Origin of the sequence: uncultured Sulfitobacter sp. (assembly GCF_947499945.1) — a bacterium.
Taxonomy (GTDB): domain Bacteria; phylum Pseudomonadota; class Alphaproteobacteria; order Rhodobacterales; family Rhodobacteraceae; genus Sulfitobacter.
On the sequence record NZ_CANMQD010000002.1, the window covers coordinates 481,449 to 504,543 of the forward strand.

Annotated in this window: 30 protein-coding genes; 13 read left to right on the top strand and 17 right to left on the bottom strand. The window is 55.5% G+C overall.

Going from position 1 to position 23,095, the window contains the following annotated elements; genetic code table 11:
• The first annotated feature begins 96 nt into the window (after positions 1 to 96).
• Positions 97 to 768, top strand: coding sequence for a dimethylsulfonioproprionate lyase family protein (locus Q0775_RS12500; protein ID WP_298861203.1), 672 nt, complete (start codon positions 97 to 99; stop codon positions 766 to 768).
• 188 nt (positions 769 to 956) lie between these two features.
• Here Q0775_RS12500 and Q0775_RS12505 read toward each other — a convergent pair whose 3' ends face one another.
• Positions 957 to 1,859 carry an MBL fold metallo-hydrolase gene (locus tag Q0775_RS12505; protein ID WP_298861206.1) on the bottom strand — a complete coding sequence of 301 codons (903 nt, stop codon included), beginning with the start codon at positions 1,857 to 1,859 and terminating at the stop codon, positions 957 to 959.
• A 21-nt stretch (positions 1,860 to 1,880) separates the two neighbouring features.
• Positions 1,881 to 2,267: a MarR family transcriptional regulator gene (locus tag Q0775_RS12510; RefSeq protein WP_298861209.1), complete on the bottom strand. Its 387-nt coding sequence runs from the start codon at positions 2,265 to 2,267 to the stop codon at positions 1,881 to 1,883.
• Between the two features lie 321 nt (positions 2,268 to 2,588).
• Between Q0775_RS12510 and Q0775_RS12515 the strand changes: the two genes are divergently transcribed.
• Entirely contained in the window at positions 2,589 to 3,197 is a 609-nt protein-coding gene (locus Q0775_RS12515; RefSeq protein WP_298861214.1) for a peroxidase-related enzyme, read from the top strand.
• Between the two features lie 102 nt (positions 3,198 to 3,299).
• Here the strand turns inward: Q0775_RS12515 and Q0775_RS12520 are convergent, their stop codons facing one another.
• Complete coding sequence (locus Q0775_RS12520; RefSeq protein ID WP_298861216.1) at positions 3,300 to 3,686, bottom strand: RidA family protein; 387 nt, start codon at positions 3,684 to 3,686, stop codon at positions 3,300 to 3,302.
• Positions 3,687 to 3,754: 68 nt separating this feature from the next.
• Between Q0775_RS12520 and Q0775_RS12525 the strand changes: the two genes are divergently transcribed.
• Complete coding sequence (locus Q0775_RS12525) at positions 3,755 to 4,282, top strand: Lrp/AsnC family transcriptional regulator (RefSeq protein WP_298861218.1); 528 nt, start codon at positions 3,755 to 3,757, stop codon at positions 4,280 to 4,282.
• Between the two features lie 88 nt (positions 4,283 to 4,370).
• On the opposite strand, the gene Q0775_RS12530 is transcribed toward Q0775_RS12525, so the two are convergent.
• Positions 4,371 to 5,243 (bottom strand): alpha/beta hydrolase, encoded by an 873-nt coding sequence (locus Q0775_RS12530; protein ID WP_298861220.1) that lies wholly within the window; start codon positions 5,241 to 5,243, stop codon positions 4,371 to 4,373.
• A gap of 138 nt (positions 5,244 to 5,381) precedes the next feature.
• On the opposite strand from Q0775_RS12530, the gene Q0775_RS12535 reads away from it, so the two are divergent.
• Positions 5,382 to 6,752 carry an MATE family efflux transporter gene (locus tag Q0775_RS12535; RefSeq protein ID WP_298861223.1) on the top strand — a complete coding sequence of 457 codons (1,371 nt, stop codon included), beginning with the start codon at positions 5,382 to 5,384 and terminating at the stop codon, positions 6,750 to 6,752.
• Here the strand turns inward: Q0775_RS12535 and Q0775_RS12540 are convergent.
• Positions 6,749 to 7,150, bottom strand: a complete 402-nt coding sequence (locus Q0775_RS12540) for a hypothetical protein (protein ID WP_298861225.1) — start codon at positions 7,148 to 7,150, stop codon at positions 6,749 to 6,751. The genes Q0775_RS12535 and Q0775_RS12540 overlap by 4 nt on opposite strands.
• Positions 7,151 to 7,248: 98 nt before the next feature.
• Entirely contained in the window at positions 7,249 to 8,451 is a 1,203-nt protein-coding gene (locus Q0775_RS12545) for a pyridoxal phosphate-dependent aminotransferase (protein WP_298861227.1), read from the bottom strand.
• 92 nt (positions 8,452 to 8,543) lie between these two features.
• Here Q0775_RS12545 and Q0775_RS12550 point away from each other — a divergent pair, with 92 nt between their 5' ends.
• The 4 genes from Q0775_RS12550 (at position 8,544) to Q0775_RS12565 (ending at position 10,973) form a co-directional block, all read left to right on the top strand.
• Complete coding sequence (locus Q0775_RS12550; protein ID WP_298861229.1) at positions 8,544 to 8,975, top strand: helix-turn-helix domain-containing protein; 432 nt, start codon at positions 8,544 to 8,546, stop codon at positions 8,973 to 8,975.
• Positions 8,968 to 9,270 carry a succinate dehydrogenase assembly factor 2 gene (locus Q0775_RS12555; RefSeq protein ID WP_298861231.1) on the top strand — a complete coding sequence of 101 codons (303 nt, stop codon included), beginning with the start codon at positions 8,968 to 8,970 and terminating at the stop codon, positions 9,268 to 9,270. The genes Q0775_RS12550 and Q0775_RS12555 overlap by 8 nt, the downstream gene beginning before the upstream one ends.
• Before the next feature lie 81 nt (positions 9,271 to 9,351).
• Positions 9,352 to 9,870, top strand: a complete 519-nt coding sequence (locus Q0775_RS12560; protein ID WP_298861234.1) for a winged helix DNA-binding protein — start codon at positions 9,352 to 9,354, stop codon at positions 9,868 to 9,870.
• Between the two features lie 281 nt (positions 9,871 to 10,151).
• Positions 10,152 to 10,973 carry a class II aldolase/adducin family protein gene (locus Q0775_RS12565; RefSeq protein WP_298861236.1) on the top strand — a complete coding sequence of 274 codons (822 nt, stop codon included), beginning with the start codon at positions 10,152 to 10,154 and terminating at the stop codon, positions 10,971 to 10,973.
• Between the two features lie 9 nt (positions 10,974 to 10,982).
• Here the strand turns inward: Q0775_RS12565 and Q0775_RS12570 are convergent, their stop codons facing one another.
• The 5 genes from Q0775_RS12570 to Q0775_RS12590 all read right to left on the bottom strand — a co-directional run bounded on the left by Q0775_RS12570 (position 10,983) and on the right by Q0775_RS12590 (position 15,409).
• Positions 10,983 to 11,699, bottom strand: a complete 717-nt coding sequence (locus Q0775_RS12570; RefSeq protein ID WP_298861238.1) for a DUF1194 domain-containing protein — start codon at positions 11,697 to 11,699, stop codon at positions 10,983 to 10,985.
• The gene (locus Q0775_RS12575; protein ID WP_298861241.1) at positions 11,696 to 12,400 is read right to left on the bottom strand and encodes a DUF1194 domain-containing protein; all 705 of its coding nucleotides are present in this window, start codon (positions 12,398 to 12,400) and stop codon (positions 11,696 to 11,698) included. The genes Q0775_RS12570 and Q0775_RS12575 overlap by 4 nt, the downstream gene beginning before the upstream one ends.
• A complete protein-coding gene (locus Q0775_RS12580; protein WP_298861244.1) occupies positions 12,400 to 12,834 on the bottom strand; it encodes a VOC family protein in 435 nt (144 codons plus the stop codon). Before Q0775_RS12580 ends, Q0775_RS12575 begins: the two co-directional genes overlap by 1 nt.
• 77 nt (positions 12,835 to 12,911) lie before the next feature.
• Complete coding sequence (locus Q0775_RS12585; RefSeq protein ID WP_298861247.1) at positions 12,912 to 14,366, bottom strand: hypothetical protein; 1,455 nt, start codon at positions 14,364 to 14,366, stop codon at positions 12,912 to 12,914.
• Positions 14,363 to 15,409, bottom strand: a complete 1,047-nt coding sequence (locus Q0775_RS12590; protein ID WP_298861249.1) for a hypothetical protein — start codon at positions 15,407 to 15,409, stop codon at positions 14,363 to 14,365. Before Q0775_RS12590 ends, Q0775_RS12585 begins: the two co-directional genes overlap by 4 nt.
• A 215-nt stretch (positions 15,410 to 15,624) precedes the next feature.
• On the opposite strand from Q0775_RS12590, the gene thyX reads away from it, so the two are divergent.
• Complete coding sequence (thyX, locus tag Q0775_RS12595; RefSeq protein ID WP_298861250.1) at positions 15,625 to 16,557, top strand: FAD-dependent thymidylate synthase; 933 nt, start codon at positions 15,625 to 15,627, stop codon at positions 16,555 to 16,557.
• Positions 16,557 to 17,456 carry a type II toxin-antitoxin system death-on-curing family toxin gene (locus tag Q0775_RS12600; RefSeq protein ID WP_298861252.1) on the top strand — a complete coding sequence of 300 codons (900 nt, stop codon included), beginning with the start codon at positions 16,557 to 16,559 and terminating at the stop codon, positions 17,454 to 17,456. Before thyX ends, Q0775_RS12600 begins: the two co-directional genes overlap by 1 nt.
• 114 nt (positions 17,457 to 17,570) lie before the next feature.
• Here the strand turns inward: Q0775_RS12600 and Q0775_RS12605 are convergent, their stop codons facing one another.
• Positions 17,571 to 18,035 carry a transposase gene (locus tag Q0775_RS12605; protein ID WP_298861254.1) on the bottom strand — a complete coding sequence of 155 codons (465 nt, stop codon included), beginning with the start codon at positions 18,033 to 18,035 and terminating at the stop codon, positions 17,571 to 17,573.
• 165 nt (positions 18,036 to 18,200) lie between these two features.
• On the opposite strand from Q0775_RS12605, the gene Q0775_RS12610 reads away from it, so the two are divergent.
• Both Q0775_RS12610 and Q0775_RS12615 read left to right on the top strand, forming a co-directional pair.
• Positions 18,201 to 19,385, top strand: coding sequence for a cytochrome P450 (locus Q0775_RS12610; RefSeq protein ID WP_298861256.1), 1,185 nt, complete (start codon positions 18,201 to 18,203; stop codon positions 19,383 to 19,385).
• Between the two features lie 66 nt (positions 19,386 to 19,451).
• A complete protein-coding gene (locus Q0775_RS12615) occupies positions 19,452 to 19,763 on the top strand; it encodes a hypothetical protein (protein ID WP_298861258.1) in 312 nt (103 codons plus the stop codon).
• A 55-nt stretch (positions 19,764 to 19,818) separates the two neighbouring features.
• On the opposite strand, the gene Q0775_RS12620 is transcribed toward Q0775_RS12615, so the two are convergent.
• Entirely contained in the window at positions 19,819 to 20,025 is a 207-nt protein-coding gene (locus tag Q0775_RS12620) for a cold-shock protein (protein ID WP_298861260.1), read from the bottom strand.
• A 174-nt stretch (positions 20,026 to 20,199) separates the two neighbouring features.
• Between Q0775_RS12620 and Q0775_RS12625 the strand changes: the two genes are divergently transcribed.
• Positions 20,200 to 20,523: an ArsC/Spx/MgsR family protein gene (locus tag Q0775_RS12625; RefSeq protein ID WP_298861263.1), complete on the top strand. Its 324-nt coding sequence runs from the start codon at positions 20,200 to 20,202 to the stop codon at positions 20,521 to 20,523.
• Here the strand turns inward: Q0775_RS12625 and Q0775_RS12630 are convergent.
• The 4 genes from Q0775_RS12630 to Q0775_RS12645 all read right to left on the bottom strand — a co-directional run bounded on the left by Q0775_RS12630 (position 20,520) and on the right by Q0775_RS12645 (position 23,049).
• The gene (locus Q0775_RS12630) at positions 20,520 to 21,068 is read right to left on the bottom strand and encodes a DoxX family protein (RefSeq protein WP_298861266.1); all 549 of its coding nucleotides are present in this window, start codon (positions 21,066 to 21,068) and stop codon (positions 20,520 to 20,522) included. The genes Q0775_RS12625 and Q0775_RS12630 overlap by 4 nt on opposite strands.
• Positions 21,068 to 21,817 carry a DNA-binding domain-containing protein gene (locus Q0775_RS12635; RefSeq protein WP_298861269.1) on the bottom strand — a complete coding sequence of 250 codons (750 nt, stop codon included), beginning with the start codon at positions 21,815 to 21,817 and terminating at the stop codon, positions 21,068 to 21,070. The genes Q0775_RS12630 and Q0775_RS12635 overlap by 1 nt, the downstream gene beginning before the upstream one ends.
• Positions 21,817 to 22,677, bottom strand: coding sequence for a DUF692 domain-containing protein (locus Q0775_RS12640; RefSeq protein WP_298861272.1), 861 nt, complete (start codon positions 22,675 to 22,677; stop codon positions 21,817 to 21,819). The genes Q0775_RS12635 and Q0775_RS12640 overlap by 1 nt, the downstream gene beginning before the upstream one ends.
• Before the next feature lie 69 nt (positions 22,678 to 22,746).
• On the bottom strand, positions 22,747 to 23,049 hold the full coding sequence (locus tag Q0775_RS12645) for a DUF2282 domain-containing protein (RefSeq protein ID WP_298861275.1): 303 nt from the start codon (positions 23,047 to 23,049) through the stop codon (positions 22,747 to 22,749).
• Positions 23,050 to 23,095: the final 46 nt, after the last annotated feature.

Below are 23,095 nucleotides of genomic sequence, written 5' to 3' on the forward strand. Positions count from 1 at the left end.
TGCTTTATCCACTGCTAATATCGCCGCTGTGGCGGTTTTCCTCTTTGCGCGTTTCCATTCCCGCGCTAGGTCACGCTTAACTCACGGAGCGACGCCATGGACACCACCCCGCAGACCGACCCCACATTGCGCGATATGCCCAACTGGCGCTATCTGCTGCAAGAATATGACGAACTCTACCGCTACCTCCCCGCAGGGGGCAGTGACCGCATTCGCTCCCACCAGCGCAAGGTTCGCGAAGCCATTAGCCGCTTGCTCAAAAAGAACGCGACCATCCGCCTCCAACCCCGCGCCGAAAAGCCTGTTACCGCGCATTTGCGCCGTGCATTGGACGAAGGACGCCAAGGCGTGCTTGCCCCCGTGGTCCGCGCTTTTGACGCGCTCGACAGTCAACTCAGCTGGCAATACGGATATGAAAAAGTACCCAAGGGCCTCGCCAACAGCTATGCCTACGCGGAGCTTGCAGGGCAAAATGGGCCAATCATCAGTGACGAAATCATCCTCGGCGTGGTCCTCTTTGCGCCGGGTTGCACCTATCCCGCCCACGCGCACAAAGGGATCACCGAAAGCTATGTCTGTCTGTCAGGTGCGGTGTCCGAAAACCACCAAGGCGTTTATGTTCCGGGTTCCATGATCTTCAACCCGCCCGACCATCTACACCGCATTACCGTTGGCGACCGAGAGCCTGCACTCCTTGCCTATGCGTGGATCGGGGATAAGGCAGATTTGCACGAACAAAAGATGGTATTCACCCGCACGCGCAAGTGAGCATGTAACCTTTTCGCTTCGAAGAGTCGGGCAGTTTCGAGCCTATTTTCCGGGATGCAGCGCGAAGTTCGAACGGCAGCAATCGATACCATCCAGCTACACTTTTTGTCGTTGAGCTGAAGTTGCGCCAACAAAAACCGAAGTCCACCAAATCTTCGGCGGACTTCGGGTGATCAACACTTAGTGGATCACCAACCCATGTGGTAGTAAGCCCATATGCGTTCGATGTTCATCGGCAGCCAAGCGTCATAGGCGCGCCAGTGTTCATACTTAGGAAGCTTCACTGTCTGCTGTAGCTCGTCCGGACTGTGAGTTCCCGCATCCATTGCAGATTTTACAGCGGCCATAAGATCCTCGATATATTCACGCTGTTCCGTCACGACGGCCGCCAGTTCGATTGCGGGTTCGAACTCTGGACCGTGGCCAGTGATTACATAGTCGTAGTCTGTCGCTTCGATTTCTTTAAGAGAGCGGACCCACTCATCGGGCCAAAAGTCAGGCATCATCCTGAATGCCACCCGACGCGGTGTAACAATATCGACAACGAATATAATTTGTTCTTCGGGCAACCGCATCACGACTAAGCTTTCACCATGATTGGGGCCAAAGTATTCAAGCTCAACGGTTCGCCCACCTAACTCTACCGTGTAGGTGTCTGCAAAAGTGATGTCGGGCAGGGGAATGGTCGGATTGGGGTGATCGCCCAATTCCTTTGCCACGTTTTCATGCCCGATGAACTCAACGCCTTCACCATCTAGCATGACGCCTCCGCCAATGTGATCATGGTGATTATGGCTGTAGATAACGTATCGGATCGGTTTATCCGTGATTTTGGTGATTTCAGCTTTCAACAGCTTTGCCGCCTTGGGATTCATCGGATCTGTTGCAATCACTCCGTCGTCAGTAACGATGAAGAAATTGCGGTAAACCCACCAACGAAAAACGTAGATGCCGTCGCCAATGGAGGTAACGCTATGGCCAAACGACTCACCGCCGACGGGTGCGTCTACCGGATAATCTGTTGCGGCCAAAGCTGTTTGCGTGAGCCCCAACGAACAGAGCAGAGTCAGTATTTGCAATAAGCGCTTCATGAAAGTCTCCTATATTTAATGTTAAAGGGACGAGACGGTCTTGTTGGCGTTTCCAAGAATTTTCTTGATCATTTCGATGTGCTGCTCGACATCTTCAGGTGCGATCCCAGCCGCAAATTGCGCATTGACGGACTCGGATTCTTGCGCGACCTCAACAGAAACTGCTTGGCCTTTGGGCGTCAGTCGCAAAGAAACTGAGCGCCTGTCATCACCAGTTTGGTGACGGGTTATCAGCTTCTCTGCCTCAAGTTTGTCCAGCAACCTTGTGATGGCCGCCCGATCAAGACTGAGAAACTTGGCCAATTCGGACGGCGTCAATTTTTCATCATAATGGATCGAACCAAGCACTGCCCAAGCGACACGAGTTATTCCGAAACGCGCTAAACGCTTATTAAACTCAGCCTCCATTGTCCGAGCTGCGAGAGATGTCCAGTAGCCAAGGCTTTTGTGAATTGACGGGGACATTAATTCTGGAGAGTGAGATTTCATTATTAGTTGATAGTATCAATTATTGATAAGGTCAAGTAATTTGATTGCGAGTTAGACCTCCTGTGCTGAAACCAGTTAGAGAACTGCAAGACCTCGAAAGCAGCCATTCAGAATTCTTGCCTTACAGCAGAAAAGCCCGCAGACGGGACTCCCAAAACGGTCATGATGAAAAGAGACGTCGCCTATGGTTATCTTTTTAGGTTAAGCTTTCGCGAAAGTCCTATCACCGAAAGCATCCCCATGGCCTGGATCAAAACCATCCCCTTCGACGCCGCCACTGGCAAGCTCAAAGACCTCTACAAGCGTGTCACTGGCCCCGACAACAATGTCGATAATATCATGATGATGCACTCTCTGCGCCCCCACACGATGGAGGCGCATATGGCGGTCTATAAATACGTCCTGCACCACCGCGACAACACGATCTCCAAGTGGTTTCTTGAGGCGCTGGGCGTCTGGGTCTCGCACCTCAACGGCTGTAATTACTGTGTCGAGCATCACTTCGCGGGCATGAAACGGCTGCTCGCCGACGATCCCCGCTCGGAGGCCTTGCGGACGGCGATAGAGGATACCGACATTCCCGCCATGCCACTCGATGCCCGCCAACATGCCGCAATGCGCTATGCTCAACGTCTCACCCAATCGCCCAACGATATGGTCCAAATGGATGTGGAGGCCCTGCGTATGGCAGGCTGGAACGATGGCGAGATCCTAGAGATCAACCAAGTCACTGCCTATTTCTCCTACGCCAACCGCACCGTTTTGGGCCTTGGCTGCTCTACCGACGGTGACATCATCGGCCTCAGCCCCAACAACAGCGCCGATCCTGACGACTGGAATCACAGCTAGGGGTGCGCCCTAGCCGTTTGGCAGGCATCAATCCTTTCAAGTCTGCTGTGCGGACAAAGCGTGCATTCGCTGCGTTTGCGCGAAGGTCTAATTTTGGAATGGCTAGCTCATGGCGATGACTTCGATTTCGACCAGCCAAGAGGGATCGAGTGTTGTAACGACTATTGCCGTAGTAGGCACTGCCCGACCACCTAGGGCCTTCTCTCGTGCGGTTTGGTTTCTCTCGGCGTATTCGGGTCGGGCTAGGTAGCTGGTGAGCCGCACGATGTTCGAAACAGACATCTCGGCCTCCGTCAGGATGCGCTGAATGTTTGTCCAGATAAGTTTGAGCTGTTCGTCCAAGCTCGCTGGGGCTGACCCATCTTCGGCCAAGCCCATTGTTCCACTGACAAAAAGTTGTCTCGATGCTCCAGTCACTTCCATCGCGTGAACGTAGTCGCGCGTTGCCGGGTAAATTCCGGTCGTGGGGTTGATTTCTCGGGTCTTCATCTGAATATCCTTTCGCTATAACTGCAAGTTACGGAATAGATAATGCATAAAAAGGCAAAATCGGCGGTATGAAGAGAGAAACAAAAGATGTTCAGCAGACAGCGCCTACCAAGCGTCCGCTGGACACATTTGACCGAAAGATATTAGCCGCCCTCAATCTCGATGGCCGCGCCACGTACGCCTATATCGGCGAGCAAGTCGGACTTTCGGCTCCTGCTGTGCATGAGCGTGTCAAGCGATTGAGGCGATACGCGATAAAGGGCATCGGCGCACAACTTGACGGTCCGGCTTGTGGAAAGAACTTCCTCGCATTTGTGCATGTTGATGCGGATGGCTGGGGAAAGAGCGAGCGCATGATGGGACTTCGTGACCTTCCTGAGATTGAAGAAATGCACTCCGTTGCCGGAGATACCTGCGTCATCATGAAAGTACGCACCGCGAACGCACAGGCACTAGAGGAGTTATTGGCTCAGCTTTATGTTCTCCCAGGCGTCAGGGGCACCAAAAGCTACGTAGTTCTGTCAACCTATCTAGAGCGCGGGGTTCAAGCAGAGCTCACTACCCAGTGGCCCGACGTGCCACTGCCGACGAAGTGAAGCAGTCATTCATGCCAAGCGCAGCATCGGTTACTTTAGGCTCTTATGGGACATTGGACTCAGCCTCACAGACACCCCATCTGCATCCTCACCCCAGCCAGCCAAGCACCGCATCCGCCACCTCTTGCGGTTTTTGATGGTGCAGCCAGTGATCCACGCCCGCAATCTCCACCCGTGTCAGATCAGGCGCATACTCCTCCAAACCTTCGGTTGTCTCTGGCAGCAGCGCCGTATCCGCTGTCCCCCAAATCAGCAGGTGGGGGCAGCGCACTTGCAACCGCGCAGGATCAAACACCAAGCCCTGAATGGCTTCTCCCGACTGTCCGATCTTGAGCGGCGAGGCGCGGTACCAATTCACCATCCCGCGCAACCCCGCCGCATCGCGCCATGCCGCCTTATATCCTGCTAGCGTCTCACCGCTGAGCCAGTCCATATCCATATGCGCCGAGAACAAGCCCATCAGCTTGGCAAAATCATCGGCAGCCAGAATATTCTCTGACCCTTTACGCCGCAGGAAGTGGATGTACTGCGAGGCATCTGTTTGCGGCCCGCCTTTGGCCAATTCGCGCTGGAACGGGGCAGGGTGCACACCGTTCATGATGATCAACTTGGACACCAGATCAGGCCGTCCGATGGTCAGCGCATAAGCCACAGACGCGCCCCAGTCATGGCCCAGCACAATGATCGGCTCTTCGCCAATAAGCGCCACCAGATCGGACACTAGAAGCGCCGTTTTGTAGAGCGCAGGATCGGCAGGTCGCCAGCTTTGCCCGTATCCGCGCTGGTCGGGCGCGATGCAATGGAAGCGCTCGGCCAGCAGCGGCGCCAAATCGTTCCACGCGCCCGAATATTCAGGGAACCCGTGCAGCATCAAAATTCTGGGTGCTTTCTTGTCCCCCCAATGGCGTACGAAAAACGCCTCCCCGTTCAACTCGACCGTCTCTGTCCAATGCTCGCCCATGTCACATCCTCCCGATTGTTGAGACCAGCCTAGGTCAGCACGGCCCGTTTACACAATCATACCGCCCCGTTGTGACGCAACATCACAAACGCCAATTCGCGCCTTTCGCAGCCGCAGATTTGAGCCTAGACAGGCGCTATGCTCAAAATCATGTCCACCCCCGCGCACATCCGCGCCATTGCCGTTCTGGGCCTGCCCCTCATCGGCGGGCACATCGCGCAGATGGCGATTGGTGTGACTGATACGGTCATGCTTGGTCGGTACGGGGTCGAGGAACTGGCCGCCGTGACGCTGGCCTCGACCTATTTCTTTGTGCTGTTTATTTTCGGCTCGGGCTTTGCTTGGGCCGTGATGCCTATGGTCGCCAGCTTTCAGGCCGAAGGGGATGAGACGTCTATCCGCCGCGCCACGCGCATGGGCCTATGGCTCAGCTTTGCTTTTGCGCTGTTGGCGCTGCCGCTGATGATCTTTTCTGCACCGATCCTGCGCCTTATGGGGCAGGGGGAGGATGTGGTGACCAACGGCGCACTCTATCTCTCGGTGGCAGGCTGGGGCATTTTGCCTGCACTGTTTGTCATGGTGTTAAAATCCTATCTCGCCGCCCTTGAGCGTACGCAAGTAGTGCTTTGGATCACAGTCGTCGCCGCTGTGGTAAATGCATTGGTCAATTACGCGCTCATTTTTGGCAACTGGGGCGCACCTGAACTGGGCATCTTCGGTGCAGCGATCGCATCACTGAGCACGCAAGTTGTCTCACTGATCGGTGTGGTGATCTATGTGCGTCTCGCGCTGCCCGAACATGATCTCTTCCGCCGCATCTGGGCCGCTGATCGAAATATGCTCCGGCGGGTGTTTGTCCTCGGTTGGCCGATCTCCATCACCGCGCTGAGCGAGGTCGGTCTCTTCGCTGCCGCCGCTTTTATGATGGGCCGGCTCGGCACTGTTCCCCTCGCGGCCCATGGCATCGCGATGCAGCTCACCTCGCTGACCTTCATGGTTCACCTCGGTCTTAGTAACGCAGCCACAGTGCGTGCTGGCAATGCCTACAGCCGCATCGACGCGCCCCATCTCGCACGCGGCGCATTCGTGGTCACGATGATGTCACTCACCTTTGCCGTTCTCACGGTAAGCCTGTTCATCTTGCTGCCCGAGTTTTTCATCGATATCATCATCCCGAAGGATGAACCCGACCGCGCCGAAATCCTCTCCATCGGAGTAGGGCTGCTGTTCATGGCGGGTTTGTTTCAACTGGCCGATGGAACTCAGGCCATCGCCCTTGGCACTCTGCGCGGGGTGCAGGACACACGCCTGCCCATGGTTTATGCCGCATTCAGCTATTGGGTGGTGGGTGTGCCAACTGCTTATGTGCTGTGCTTTACCTTTGGATGGGGCGGCATAGGCATTTGGGCTGGCCTTGCCATTGGCCTTGGCGTGGCGGCAATCCTGCTCAACTGGCGCTTCTGGCGAACTGTTTTGCCAAGCATAGCCAGAAAACAGATCGACGCCTAGTTCTTCATCAAACGGTCTGCCTTTTTGCGTACCAGCGTGCTGCGCAAGTCATGCATCGCCAAAAGCAGCGCATCGGTCACTGCCTCAAGCTGTTCGTCATTGGCGCGGGACTGCGCCCAATGTGCCGTGGTGTTCAGATAATCAATGGCGCGGAAAATATCGTCAATCTCGCGGTGCGCCAGCGTCGCCGCGCGTTCTTCCATCCACTCTTTGATGGCTGCAATATCAGGTTCTGAAAGGGTACGATCCCCTTGCGGCTTTATCTCGCCGTTGCGCATGTTGACGACCGCGATCTGGTCCATCTCGATGCGCCGTTGGCGGTTCTCTGTATCCAGCCGAAACACAAACGCGCCATTCTCGCGCACGCGAAAATAATATTCTGGCAATTTGTCGGCCATCTGGATCACCCCAAGTCTGTCTTTTTTCGCGGGTACGCGACCCCCCTAAGGCGCAGTGGAAAATTATTCCCCCCTGCGCCTCGCGCCTGTGTTTGGTCTCAGCTGAGCCCTGCGCAAAATGCCGTGATCCGCTCGCAGGCTTCCACAAGGTTTTCGTCCGACGTGGCATAGCTAATGCGAAAGTTCGGGCTCAGGCCGAAGGCTGCGCCAAACACCACCGCCACGCCAGTCTCTTCCAGCAATGCCGTAGCGAAAACTTCGTCATTCTCGATCAACGTGCCTACTGTCGACGTCTTACCAATCAGCCCCGCAATAGACGGATACACGTAAAACGCCCCTTCCGGCACGGGGCAGGTCATCCCGTCGATTGCATTCATCGCTTTGACTACCAGATTGCGGCGGCGCACAAACATCTCGTTGTTGGGCGCGATATAGTCCTGCGTCCCGTTAAGCGCCTCAACAGCCGCCCACTGGCTGATGGAGCAAGGATTGGACGTCGATTGCGACTGCACTTTGCGCATCGCGCCGATCAATTTCTCCGGCCCCGCCGCATAGCCGATGCGCCAGCCCGTCATCGCATAGGCCTTGGACACACCATTACAGGTCAGCGTGCGGTCATAAAGCTTTGGCTCCACCTGCGCTGGGGTGCAGAATTTGAAACCGTCATAGCACAAATGCTCATACATATCGTCGGTCATGATCCAGACATGCGGATGGCGTAGCAATACATCCGTTAGCGCCTTTAACTCATCCCACGTATATCCTGCACCCGTCGGGTTCGACGGTGAGTTAAAGATGAACCACTTAGTGTTGGGCGTTATCGCCGCTTCCAACTGCTCGGCCGTCATCTTGAAGTTTTGTTCGATCTGGCATTCGACCGCAACAGGCGTCCCGCCTGCAAGCAGCACCATATCAGGATAGCTGACCCAATAGGGCGCAGGAATGATCACCTCTTCACCTGGGTTCAGCGTCGCCATAAAGGCATTGTACAAAGTTTGCTTGCCACCGGTCCCGACACTCACCTGCGCAGGTACATAATCCAGATCATTGTCGCGCTTGAGCTTGGCACAGATCGCCTGCTTGAGCTCGATGATCCCATCCACAGCAGTATATTTGGTCTTACCCGCTGCAATCGCGGCCACCGCCGCATCCTTGATGTTCTGGGGTGTGTCAAAATCAGGCTCGCCCGCGCCCAGACCAATCACATCACGGCCAGCAGCCTTGAGCTCTTGAGCCTTTGTTGTCACAGCAATAGTGGGGGAGGGTTTTACGCGTGCAAGTGTACGGGAGAGCAGTTCCATTTCGGCCTCGTTGCGCTATATGAAAGTCACGAACACTCATAGGGGGTGGCCCCCCGCAGTTGCAAGCGCCTTTGGCGTAACAGGAGCACAGAATGACGGATGAGATCGACGACACAGCACAAGACGACACAGCACAGGCAGACTGGTTCGGCCCGGACGCTGCCACCTTCGGGGACCGTGTCGCCGCTGCACGCGATGCCGCTGGCATGACCCAAGAAGTGCTGGCCCGCCGTCTTGGCGTGCGCCTCAAGACCCTGCAAAGCTGGGAAAACGATCTGTCAGAGCCGCGTGCAAACCGCCTGTCGATGTTGGCGGGTCTGCTCAACGTCTCGATGATGTGGATGATCAACGGGGAGGGTGAAGGTCTTGATGGTGCCGACGGGGCAGGGGTCCTGCCTGCTGACGCTGCCGAATTGCTTAGCGAGATGCGTGGCCTGCGGGTCGAGCTGTCACAAAGTGCCAAACACGTCGCACGGCTGGAAAAACGCCTGCGCGCAATGTTGATGGAGACCACCGATGTCTGAACCTGTTTTTGTAATGCCCCGCCCCGACCGCCCCGAAGGCGAGCCGCGCGAGACGCGGATCAAACGTCTCGCCATGCGCTCCATGCGCCGCGGGATCAAAGAGATGGACCTGATCCTCTCCGCCTATGCGACCGACCGCCTATCGAGCATGAGCGACGATGGCCTGACCCTCTATGACGACTTCCTCGATGAGAACGACCACGACCTCTATCAATGGGTCACTGGACAATTTGCACCAAAAACTCCCTATGTAGATTTGGTTAAAGACATCCAAGCCCATATTTCCGTTGAATAAATTGATCCTCTAGCTTTTAACGAAATATTCCGACTTTTTATGCATTCTCTGCGGCAGAGCCATAATAAGTCGGAGAGTAGTATGAGTGTTCAGGATACCATTGGCCTGCCAGCCAATGAGAAAACGTCCCCCCCCGAAAAGGGATTTATGACCGGATATCTGGAGGCGCTGTCGCTGGTAGAGCGGCTGCACCGATTGCTGCTGGATGTGATCAAAGACGAGTTCGAGCGGGTCGGCGTGTTGGAGATCAACGCGGTCCAGGCGCTTTTGTTGTTCAACATCGGTGACAATGAAGTAACCGCAGGTGAGCTTAAGAGCCGCGGCTATTACCAAGGCAGCAACGTGAGCTATAACCTCAAAAAGCTGGTCGAGATGGGCTATATGCACCACCAGCGCTGCGAGATTGACCGCCGCTCCGTGCGGGTGCGCCTAACGGAAAAAGGCCGCTATATCCGCGATGTGGTGGCTGATCTGTTCTCGCGCCACGCGGGCGGACTTGAGGATAAGGGCGTGCTGGGACCAGAGGGTGTGATCAACATCACCGCCTCCCTCAAACGGGTAGAGCGATACTGGACTGATCAAATCCGTTATATTTACTGATGAACTTGCGCAGCGGGGTATCTCGCTGCGCGTCTTAAGCCTGTCACACACCTCCAATTTTCCGAAGAGATTGTCGTTTCAGATTCCGCCTTTGCTGATTTTATAAATGTTTGCATCCACCGGAACCCCAAAATCGATGCGCAACCTCATTGCCAAAACATGCCGCTATGCAGAAACTTATGGATAATCAACGCCGCGTCATGCTGCATCAGCATCGTTGACAGGGCCGCTGTTCAGGTCCGACACTCCTCTGCGACAGATGCACCCCAGAGGAGACAGCCATGAACACCCAATCAGCGCTTCGCACAGGCGGCTTTGATATTCCTGATCCCGTAGGCCTACCCACCCTCAAGGGCCAAGTGTCCGAGGCCGAATGGGACCTGCGCTGCCAACTTTCCGCGACCTATCGCCTTTGTGCGCTGCATGGTTGGACCGATCTGGTTTTTACCCATATTTCACTGCGCCTTCCCGACGAGGATGGACAAGAGCGCTTTTTGATCAACCCCTACGGTCTGATGTTCGACGAGATGACCGCCTCTTCGTTGGTTAAGATCGACCTTGATGGCAATATTTGCGCCGATACGCCTTATTTCATCAATCCCGCAGGTTTTACGATCCATAGTGCGATCCACGCCGCGCGTCATGACGCAGGCTGTGTCATCCATGTACACACACCCTACGGTGTGGCCGTGTCGGTGCAAAACGGCGGCCTGCGTCGCTATACCCAGTTCTCCATGGCTGTGAACAACGATCTGGCGTATCACGACTATGAGGGCATCGCACTTGATCTGGATGAGCGCGCACGTATCGTGGCCGACATCGGCGAGAAAAGCCTGCTGATGCTGCGCAACCATGGCACGCTGACGGTCGGGCCAAACTGCGCAATCGCGTTTCTGCGCATGTATTTCCTTGAAAACGCCTGCAAAACTCAAATTCTGGCCCAAGCAGCGGGGGACGAGAACCTGCATGAGGAGCCGCAAACCATGGCAGATACCGTCGCAGGGCAAGCTGCAGGTGCCTTTACCCCAGGCATGGGCGATAATCTGGTCTGGCCCGGTCTGATGCGCAAACTCGCACGGCAGAACCCCGGTCACGACACCTGAGCAAAGGCCTCACCGCTGCGAGAGCACCAAGACATCGAGCTCGCGCAGCAGTTTGGCCTCCAGCGCATCTGCATATCCTTCAAACCCAAGCGCCACCTCCACAAAAGCATCTGGCCCCAAGATCACTTCCGCCCGAAAATAAGCACTCAACTCGGCAATCTCGCTTTGACGAATGTCACCGCTCGAAGGATCATCAGCCCCGATGACCAGCGCGTTGATGGTAATCCCCGCCTGTTCCAACTTGGGCTTTACATTGCGCGGACGTGGCCCAAGGTTGCTTTTCCCATCGCCCGAAATATCCAGCGTTTGACGCCAGCAATGTCCCCGCTGCGCCAGATATTGCGCCCCGCGCATCATTGCCACGCCAAGGGCGGTACCGGGTGTGGCCTCAGCCCGCCGCTCGACGCTGTTCAACTGCGCAATCACATCCTCAAGCGCCGCCGCATCCGTGATCCGCGTCCAGGGCACCAAAAGCATCTGGTCTTGGGGGCCACTCCATTCAAACACCAGCAATTCAACAGGCGTCTCGACGCGTTCTAGCAAAGCGGCGCGCACTGCGTCGCTACTCAGCGCCCTAGCTACGCCGCCCACCTGCAAACGGTATTCACGCGCATCAACTGATCCTGACACATCGAGCGCCAGTACCAGCGCCTGACGGCAAACTTCCTGCGCAACCAATTGTCCCGCACCCAAAGCGAGCAGTAGCGAAAGGAGCACTGCTCTCATCCCGCGTCTCCCTCCAGCTCCAATGCACCAATTGTGGGCGGCGTCAGTTCACGCTCCAGCTTGCGGCGCATGGCGCGCTCGAAATCATCAAACCCGTCCGCGATAATCAAAAACGCACCGGGGCCATGGATCACTTCGCCGCTGTAAAACGCGATCAGGCCAACTTCGCCCTCGAAATCCGCCGCATTCACCACCAGACCGTTCACCGTCACATCCTGAAATGGAAATTCGCGGTAGGCATTGGCGGGGGGAAACCCTTCATTGCTGACCCCGTCGCCCGCCATATCCAGTGTCTTGCGCAGACATTCAGGGCTACGCGCTAGCAGCTGCGCACCATAGCCCAAGGCGTAACCCATCGCCGTTGGAAAATCGTTGTGCGAGCGTTTCGATGCTGCAACCACTTCCGCCGCACCGAGTAGCGCAGCGCGGCTGTCGATCATCACCCAATCAAGGATAACTTCCTGATTATACCGCCCCGACCATTCGAAGACTGCCAGAGCCACTGGTAGATCAGAAGCAAAAAATGCCGCCTCCACTTCGGGTGAGGTAAGAGCCGCGACAATACCGCTGCGCTGCAAGGTATCCTCAGTTGCATCGACCGAGCTTGAAATATCCACCGCAAGTGCGAGGGCCAGACGACACTCAGTTGCATGAGCGGGCAGGGCAGCCAACGCCAACCCTGCCGCCCAGAAGCAGCGCATTACCAACTGCCGGTATTACCCATTGAAGTCCACGGTTCTGCGGGCTCCAGCGCGTCGCCCTCTTGCAACAACTCAACCGAGATGTTGTCGGGCGAGCGCACGAACGCCATACGCCCATCATGGGGCGGACGGTTAATGAGCACGCCATTGTCCATAAGGTGCTGGCATGTCTCATAGATGTTCTCAACGGTATAGGCGAGATGGCCAAAATGGCGGCTGTCAGACGGCAGCCCTTCATCGCCGTCCCAGTTATAGGTCAGCTCCACATCCGCATGACCGTCATCCATGCCGGGAGGGCACAAAAACACAAGGGTAAAGCGTCCACCCTCGTTGTCCATCCGCCGCCGCTCAACCAGCCCCAGCAGTTTGTAAAAAGCGATGGACGCATCAAGGTCTTTGACGCGAACCATTGTGTGTAGATATTTGATGGGCATTGGGAAGGCTCCTTTTTGGGCATTTCTATTTGCCTCTACCGTAGCACCCGATGCCCCCTTGTCGAGATACCCAGACCCTAAAACGCCGATGCAATCCCGATGTTCAGCCCCACACGGTTCACATCATAAAGTCCGATATTGCTGTTGGTGGTAGAGGCGGTCAGGCTGACGGTGGGATTAAACCCGAAATAGTCGATCTGCTTGAATGTGGCGGTAATATCTCCGCCCACTTTGAATTCCTGCCGACCCGACGGATCGTGCGGCGATACATCATAATCCCGAAAGCTGGTGTTCAACCCGAATTGCAAAGAGGTGCCCATGATCTCACGCCCCAGCACATAGCCGCCGCGCAGACCCAGTTCGCCATATTCGAAGCGCTCTGTATCCGAAGTTGTCATGCTTGCAACTGCACCCAAGTACAGGCCATCCCCGCTAGCAAGCTTGCGGCTTATCCCTGCATTGATCTGGTATAATTGGTAATCAGCGCCCTGCTGCGCGTATCTAAAATCGGTGCTCAGACCAAAAGAATATTTGGTCGTGCGGGATGCGTAATAGGATTGGCTGATCGAAGTGCGCAAAAAGCTGTTGTACTCATCGCCGCCATAAAAACTTTGCCCAACATCCGCTGTAAAGGAAAACTCGCCGCGCTGGTCCTTGCGCAGCTGTTTGTAGCCATATCCAACCTGCACGGTGCCATAGGAAAAATCGCTACCCGTTATATCGCTTGGTTCTTGTCCTTGGGCCACACGCTCGGCATCGGCTTCGGCAAGGTCAGCCTTGGCAGAAGCCGACAACTGATAGGTGCGAAAGGACACGCCTAATCTCAGATCATGAGCCGTTCGCTCTGTCTGCTTGAAGCGGTAGCGCGTTTGTACGCTCAGCCCCGCCTCAATCCCGGAGAGCGCCTTGCTCGCAGCCCCAAGCTCGACGATACCAGCCCCGTCAATGTCTAATGGGTTGAAGATTTGATACAGAAGTGAAGACGTGTCGCGCGCTGATCCATTGTTGATGTTGGAATTGGGCGCCAGCGTGAAAGACAGATTCGTTTGCCATGGGTTGCGCCGCTGAACGTATCTAAAATCCTCTGCTGCGCGTGCTTCATGCTGTTTTGTCGGGGCAACTTCGGCGGCGCGGCGTAGCCACAATTGTGCGCGTGTGCGCTTGTTATCCGAGGACAACGCTTGCGCCATTAGCATTGCAGCAGTGTATTTGTGATTGTCCGTCTCGGCCGCACGCCACGCATGACGGGCCGCGTTTTGTGCGCCAGAAAACTCTTTCTTTACCCGCAGGGCGTGGGCGCGGATCAGTAGGGCTGTTACATCCTTGGGATCACGCCTCAGCAGAGCATCCGCAAAGACCAACGCACGGTCAAAGTCACCATTGCGCAGGTTCAGTTCCGCCGCAAGGCGCATCTGCTCTACCGAAAGTTGGACCTGCTCGGACGGTGATTGCTCTGCAAAAGCAATAGGCGCAGCGGACAGAACCGCCGCGCCGAATGTCAAAGCAAATAAGCGCTTCGCGTTGTGGTTCATGGTCTCAGTACATCGCCCCGATAAGCGATAAATCCGCTGGTATCGCGTGAGGACTGGCTGGCTGATTCAAGGACGAAGACGCCAATAATCTCTTCAGCATTGTCCCCAGACATGATGGCGTAGTAATTCCCCGTTTCATACGAGGCGACGTTGCCTTCTACATCTGTGTAGTTGGCCGTAATTTCACCGACCAAATCACCACTTTCCTGCAACACGCCAGGCCCGATGACAAATCGCGCAATCGGAAGTTCGGTCAATCCTTCACTGATCTGGTTTGCGACTTCAGAGGTGATGTCGTTACCATCAATGTCAAAGACCTTGCGGTTTTCAATCGCCCCACGGACGGCCGCACCGTCGTCAAAGTCATCGTAGTCCACCGAGATACGGATGTCTGAGGTCGTGTACTGAAGACCGCCCCCACTCTTGAAATCACGCAGACCGCCCGCACTTCCTGTATATCCCGCTTGCAGCGAGGCAGGCAGGGTCACAGTTTCGTCACGCTGATAAATGAAGCCACCAAAACCGTAGGGGATGTAGTTGCCCGTGCGGATAATCGCAAACTGCGTTGTGGGAATGCCAGTATCTGTGCGGTTGCGGCTCACGCCATAAACGGCGCGGTACGTCAGCTGGTCAATCGCACCGCCACCTATCGGATCGGTAGCTGAATCCTCGGCTTCGTATACCGCAAACCGCCCTTCGTTCAGGCTGCTCACGATGGTGCCGCGCTGGTATGGGCTGTCGCCATCAAACGCGAGGTTGTTTACCGTAAAGGTGTCATCGGCGCTGTTATAGCTCACGCTATTGGCAAAACCGTTGCCATAGTTCTCGGCGCCGGCAGCGTCGGAAAGCGGCTCACTGCGAAAGACGGTAGAGCCGGCTGAGGGCGATACCGTCCCGGGGGGCACGCCAGAATCTGTTGTGATGCCATCGCCATCGGTCTCACCGCCAGCGACTTCCTCCGTTTCAACGACATCAAACGGGTTACCGCCGCTACATGCCGCCAAACCCGCAATCATTGCGAGGCTGATAATTTGATTTTTCAATGTTCTGCCCTCGAGAGCTGATGTTTTATAGTTTTTCCGACCATCGCCGCCCCGCCTGCCGCTTGTCAACGTGCATGGCTCGAAGAGGCGGATTAACCCTCATACTATGGCCAAAAAACAATACCATATCTGGCGTTTCCGCGCCGCCCATCGCCAGATATAGTGGCCCCCGAATCCTATGACATCCCATCCATTCCGACCAAAGGACCGCAAAAATGCCGATCAGCCCAGAGCAACAAGCCGAAATTGACGAGTTGCGGTCAAATCCACAGCCAACCCTGCGTGCCGTGGCCCCGGGGATGGAAAAACACCTCTACACCGCGCACGAAGTGCTCGATCACGGCTTCATCCGCGTCATCGACTACATGGGCGACGATTCGGCGATCTGTCAGGCCGCCCGCGTCAGCTACGGCAAAGGCACCAAATCCGTCCAGAACGACGAAGGGCTGATCCGCTACCTCATGCGCCACTGGCACAGCACCCCCTTCGAGATGTGCGAGATCAAACTCCACGTTAAACTCCCCGTCTTTGTCGCGCGCCAGTGGATCCGCCACCGCACCGCCAACGTCAACGAATACTCCGCGCGCTACTCGATCCTCGACCGCGAGTTCTACATTCCCGAACCCTCCCACATCAACGCGCAATCCGTGATCAACAATCAAGGCAGAGGCGGCGTCCTTGAGGGTGCCGAAGCCGCACGCGTCCTCGAAATCCTCAAATCAGACAGCAACCGCGCCTACGACAACTACGAGGCCATGATCGCAGAGCAAGGCCCCGACGGAGAACCCCAAGACGGCCTCGCACGCGAACTGGCCCGCATGAACCTCCCCGCCAACATCTACACCCAATGGTATTGGAAAGTGGACCTGCACAACCTCTTCCACTTCCTCCGCCTGCGCGCCGACAGCCACGCGCAATACGAAATCCGCGTCTACGCCGATGCAATCTGCAAAGTCGTCGCCGACTGGGTACCCGCCGCCTACGGAGCCTTCGAGGACTACCGTTTGGGTGGAGCCACGATGTCAGGCAAAGCGCTGGATTGTATACGCCGCATGTTGAAGGGCGAGGAGGTCACGCAGGAGACTTCGGGGATGAGTAAGGGGGAGTGGCGGGAGTTTGAGGGGGCGCTGAAGGAGACCAATTCTTAATGGAGCCCTTTATTGATACGCTAGTTCCAAGTTTGCAGCCCAAATATTCAAATGCAATATCGCTGGTTTCTGATCAGTCGGATGGCACGGCATTTATGGTTGAAGAGGTTATGCGTGCACATTTTTCGGTCGTTGACTATTTTTTGAGAGAGGGCGAAGGCGAAGGAATTGGTGGTATTGGCCCAAAGGAGCCAGCAATGTTGCTGTCAGCTTTAAGTCGACCGCATGTTTCGTATGGAGGCATCGAAAAGTGGAGTACTGTACACGAGAAAGCGGCGACGCTTCTCTACGGTTTGATAATGAACCATCCATTTTACGATGCGAACAAGAGAACAGCTTATTTAAGCACGATTCACTATCTGTATGTAAATGGATTTATTCTATCGGTTTCCCCAACTGATCTAGAAAATTTAACAGTTTTGATAGCTGAACGAGGGTTGAAGAAGTATCGTAGATTTAAAGATTTACAAAAGTCGGAATATGATCCTGAAGTAAGGTTTATCAGTTGGTATCTTCGAGAAAACACACATCGGCTGGATAAGAGACAATACCTGATCACCTATCGAGAATTGGAAAAAGTACTAAAGAAATACGATGTTGTAATGGAAAATCCGAGCAATAACTCCATCGATATTTCCCGATGGGAAAAAGTGGAAGTGAAAAAAAAGCATCCATTTCAAAAGCAGCAATATCATACTGAGATGCGAAGAGTGTGTTCACTTGGGTTCCCAGGTTGGTCCAAACAAGTGGGTAAGGGCAGACTGAAACATGTTAGAACTGAATTGAAACTTACACCAGAACATGGAGTGGACTCCCAATCATTCTTCAATGGACTGGATGATATGCGTGTTTTGATTGATTTATACGAAGGAGCGTTGAGGCGACTAGCGTATCGATAATGCCCAACTCTGTTTGGCAGCGAGCTGTAGGGTGCGCATTCAATGCGCACCGTCCGCCCTTTCAACGCCGCGCATCGGTGCGCATAAATGCACACCCTACGCGTCACCCCATCGCTACGCATGATCACGGTGCCATGACGAATATGGCCAATCGCGGACATTATCCACAAACCCATGCTTTACCGGATTGTGCCAACAATACGCGATGTGGTTCTCGAAATCGGCGGCATCGCGGATATGGTGCTCCCAAAATCTGCGCTGCCAAATACCCTTTTCGCGCCGCGCAATATGGCTCGCCCTGCGCGGCCCCATCGGCAACTGACGCGAAAAGCGCGCCTTGATCGATTGCACACGCTGCGCGTATTCCGCATCCCCCTCGGGCAAGGTCCAAACGCAATGCATGTGGTCGGGCATAACAACCCAAGCATCAATCCTGAAGGGCCGTGTCTCCATCGTCGCGCGCACCGCTTGCCGCAAGATCGCTATCCGCTCCACAAGGGTCGCTGACCCACGTTGCGCCAAAGTGATGGTCAGAAAAACACAAGCGCCAGACTGGCGGGGTCGGATATAATTCGGCATGCAGGCACAATAGCTGTGACAAGGTTAACAACAGTTGAATCGGGCATACGCTTCCTTTGCAACGCAACAGAAACCATACACCCAGACGGTGTACGGGGGGTGTACAGACGGTGCACAGATAACACCCCCCATTGACCAACCCCCCAAATCCGCCAAACTAGCCAAATGTTAAACCTCGCCAGCCCCCCGCCGGATTTCACCGAAAATCCCTTCCCGCACTACGATGCGCTCCTGCAAAATGCTCCCGTTTGCCCCCAGCCTGACGGCTCTTTTATCATCTCCCGTCACGCCGATCTGAACGCGATCTACCGCGACACCACCACCTATATTTCCGATAAAAAACAAGCGTTTGAACCCAAGTTCGGCGCAGGCTCCCCGCTGTTTGAGCATCATACAACGTCGCTGGTTTTCAACGATCCCCCCCTCCACACCCGCGTCCGCCGCATCATGTCCTCCGCCCTCGCACCCAAGGCGATTGCGTGCATGGATGACGGCCTGATCAAAACCGTCGACCACCTCCTCGACAACATGCCCCAAACCCCAGATATCATTGAGGATTACGCCTCCGTCATCCCCATCCAGATCATCGGAAACCTCCTAAATATCCCAATGAACGAACGCGCCCCCCTGCGCGATTGGTCCCTCGCCATCCTGGGCGCCCTAGAGCCGACCCTGACGGACACCCAACTCACCAAAGGCCACACCGCCGTCTCCGAATTTAAGGCCTACTTACAAGACCTTATCGCCCGCCGCACCGCTCACCCCGGCGACCCGGAAACAGACGTCCTGACCCGATTAATCCAAGGCGACACCCAAGGAACCCTCTCCGAGATCGAGCTCATTCAAAACTGCATTTTCATCCTGAACGCAGGGCACGAGACCACCACTAATCTCATCGGCTCAGGCCTCGCCCTCCTGCACGACCATCCCATTGAAAAAGCTAAATTAATCGCAGATCCCAGCCTCATAAATACGGCTGTAGAAGAGGTCCTCCGCATGGCCTCTCCCAATCAATTCGGCAACCGTCAAACCACCTCCGAAGTCACCCTAGGCGCCCACAAAATTCCCGCAGGCACCAACCTCCACCTCTGCATCGGTGCCGCAAATCGTGATCCAGAAGTCTTTGATAACCCAACAAAATTTGATATCTCTCGCCAACCCAACCGCCACCTCGCCTTCGCAGGTGGCCCCCACGTCTGTGTTGGCCTCACCCTCGCCCGCATGGAGGGCCGCATCGCGATCCAGCGCTTCCTAACCCGCTACCCCGACTACAAAATTTCTGAAAATCGCAAATCAGGCGGTCGCATCCGCTTCCACGGCTACGCCTCTCTCCCCACAACCCTGACCTGAAAAAGCTGGACTTGAAGCCCCACCTCGGCAAAACTACGAGGGAACCCATCAAAAGCGAGAGATAAAATGTATAGATTCAAAGGATTGGCACTAATCGCAGCCCTCGGCTTAATGACCGTAGCGCCTCAAACGGCCATAGCAGAAACCAAAATCTATCCCTACAAAACGCACGAGAATTACTGCCCCACAGGCCTACAACCCGTCTCCATCAACGGCGTCATCTGCTGCGGCAAGCCCAACCAACACATCAGCTATCAATCTGCCATGTCCCATCCAATCGCTAAGAAAAAGCGCCACGTAACGCACCGCGTCACGCACAGAACACGCCGTGCGCGCAGCGATTGCCAAATTGGCACAAAAGGCTGCACATTCGACTAAGCTCTTGAGGTGAAACAAAAACCCCGACAAAGCTGATGCGCTGTCGGGGCATCTTTCAGAGTAGGGTAATCTCCGAAGCCATCTGCCGTCCATCGCGCCCTTCGGCCATTTCAAAACTGACCTTCTGATCGTCGGCAAGACCGGTCAGCCCCGAGCGTTCAACAGCAGAAATGTGAACAAATACATCTGCGCCGCCTCCTTCTGGGGCGATGAACCCAAAACCTTTTGTAGTATTGAACCATTTGACTGTTCCTGTTGGCATCTCTTCATAGCCTCCTTATTCAGTATAGACCCGCGTCGTTGCGGCATGGTGGCTTATGGAATGATCGACCACCGTAGAAATAAAAGTCGTGCATGTTTGGAAGATTTCAAGGACAGGGCGACGAATTATTGATAATTTGGCGAGTGTGCGAGCGCTATGATGAGGATTTAGGCGATGGTTGAAATATTCGGTTTGAAAAATTGTGACACCTGCCGAAAAGCGGTAAAGGCACTGCCTGATGCGCAACTGCGCGATGTCCGGGTTGATGGTGTGCCTGATGAAGTGATGGCGCAAGCTTTCAAGATGTTCGGAGATAGGTTGCTGAACACCCGTTCTACCACTTGGCGAGGATTGGATGAGGCTGCGCGGAGTGAGTCGCCCCTTGCGTTGATTGCTCAGCACCCAGCATTGATGAAACGCCCGCTGATCAAAGCGGGCGACACGTTGTTTCTGGGGTGGTCCACACAGACCGAGGCGGATGTGAAAGCCGCGAGTTAGTCGGCGGGGCGCAGGGCGCGGTCAAAAGAGATTGGTCCTGCGCCTTTTATGACAATTACCAACAATAGGAAAATCCACAGCGCCCGTTGGTCCATTATCATACCATCGGCAAAGCGATCAAACCACGCGCCCAAAACCTTGCTGTCGCCCCAGGCACCGTGGCCGTAGAGATCTGTGAGCGTCTGAAGGGCGACGAAGCCAATCATACCGAATGCGGCGAGGCGGGTCAGCAGACCTACAACAATGAGCAGCGGCAATACGAATTCTGCCCAAGTGCCTGTAAGCACCAAAAGCTTCTGCCACAGGGCAAGTTGATCGGTGTCGTAACCAACGGTTTCCATCACGCGTGGAAAGATCTGTGCATATGCCCCTGTCGAGGGGGAGAAAATGCCAGCAAACCCGTTGCCAAGTTTGGTCAACCCGGACACCCAAAAATACATGAGCAGGATCGCAGCAAACAAGAACCGCGCGAGAGTAGGGACAAGCCAGTCAGCCTGCTCCAATCGGTCAGTAGCGTCGCGATAGTGGGTGGTGAGGGTATTCATTACGTGTCCTTTTCGGGGGTACAGAAGGCGTGTGTCTGGAGAGCGAGCGTAAGGGTAGCAGCAAAATCAAAGGCGGGTGCTGCAGCGGTAGCTACTTCAACTGCCCGCCCTATTGGCTCTGCCTCAAGTGAGGAGAGCCAAGTGGCAGCTCCGGTGGGGAGCAGATGTACGGCTGGGTCAAATTCGGGACGCGTGATCAGGACGGCCTGACCTTGTGCTTGGGGCGCGGGGGCGTCGGGATCAAATGCGCGTCGCCAAAGGTCAAACAAGGGCCAGCGCGAACGCATGACCGATGTCGCAGGGGCGCAGAACAGGCGCATCTCTGCAAGCACTTCGGGCGGTTGTTGCAGGACTATCGGATCAAAAGGTGCAGCATCCGCCGCATGATAAGATCTGCGCAATGCCAGTTCCAGACGCGCCACATCACCAAGATAGCCAAGATGCTTGAGTTGCTCGAACTCTTCTAGAAACGCAGGAAAATCAGCGCCATAGAACATGAGCATCGGGGAGCGCGGTGGATGCGTGCGCACAAATACCGGCATCAGCGTATCGAAGTTTTGCGCCCCAAGCAGGTTGCGCACCGCAGGGAAGGCGACCTTCATCGCCTCTATGAGAGAGTGGGTTACATTGTTGCGATAGACGCTGTAGCGGCGACCGGCAGGGGCGCCCATCCCGTCGAGAAGACCATCGGGAACGGGTACCGCTATATCCAAAAGCGCGGCACGAAACTGGTCTTGGGTTACAGTCATCAGACCGCCAGCACAGGCGCGAGAGCGGCCGCAGCACGGTCAGCTTCGGTCCGTAGAGTGGGCCAGTCAGGGACATCGGTATCCCATTCCACCAGCACAGGCTTTGGGCCGGAGCGTGCAAGAGTATAGTCCAGCAACGCCCAAACCGGATCAATCACGGCGGCACCATGGCTGTCGATCAGGAGGGGCGCACCCTGATCATCGTGATCCTCATCATGGCCACCCACGTGGATTTCGCCAACAGCTTCAAGGGGGTAGGCATCAATATAGGCATGGGGACTGAGGTTGAGGTTGGTGGCCGAGACAAAGACGTTGTTCACATCCAGCAGCAGGCCACAGCCCGTGCGCGCCACAAGTGCCGCAAGGAAATCCGCTTCGGCCATCGTGCTTTCGGCAAAGGCGAGGTAGCTTGACGGGTTCTCCAGCAGCATCTGACGGCCAAGCGTGTCTTGCACCTGTGCGATGTGATCCCCAACGCGGGTGAGCGTGGCATCAGTATAGGGCAGGGGCAAAAGATCGTTGAGGTATTCCGCGCCGTGGGTGGACCATGCCAGATGTTCGGAAAAACTGGCGGGATTGGTGCGGTCAATCAGAGTACGCAGGCGGACGAGGTGTTCAACGTCAAGCGGCTGATCGCCCCCGATGGACAGGCCCACACCGTGGATGGACAGGGCAAAACGCTCCGCTAACGCGCGCAGCTGCGCGTGAGGGCGACCACCGTCGCCCATATAGTTCTCAGCGTGCACTTCAATCCATTCAACAGCGCCGGGCGCCGCTACCAGATCGGTGAAATGTTGGGGTTTGTAGCCAACGCCCACGCCATGGGGCAGAGCAGAAGCGGGGGAGGATTGGTCATACATATCAATGCTCTCCAAGGATCATATGGTGTCCACAGGGCGCAAGCATTGCCGCGCCCTGTGACAGTATAATTATGCTGGCAGGTCGCGGTCTTGTGGCTCAAGCGAGCCTGCACGTGCAGAGCCGTCTGCCATGGCAGGCAACTCGATTGTGGTGCAGGTGCCCGCGTCGACCAAGGTCCATGCGTTGCCCTGATAATCTGTGACAGAGGAGCCTGCGCATGTGGTGCCAGGTCCTGCTTTGCAGTCATTGGCCCCTGCGAGAGACACGCCATAGCATTTCTCTTTCGAGGCTGCTTCGGCGGCTGTGCCAACGCCAGACATGGATGCGGCAACGACGCCTGCAATGGCGAGGGTTTTCATGGTTGTGGACATCAGGTCTCTCCCTTTTGAAATCTTGGTTTGTATCGGTATGGCTACT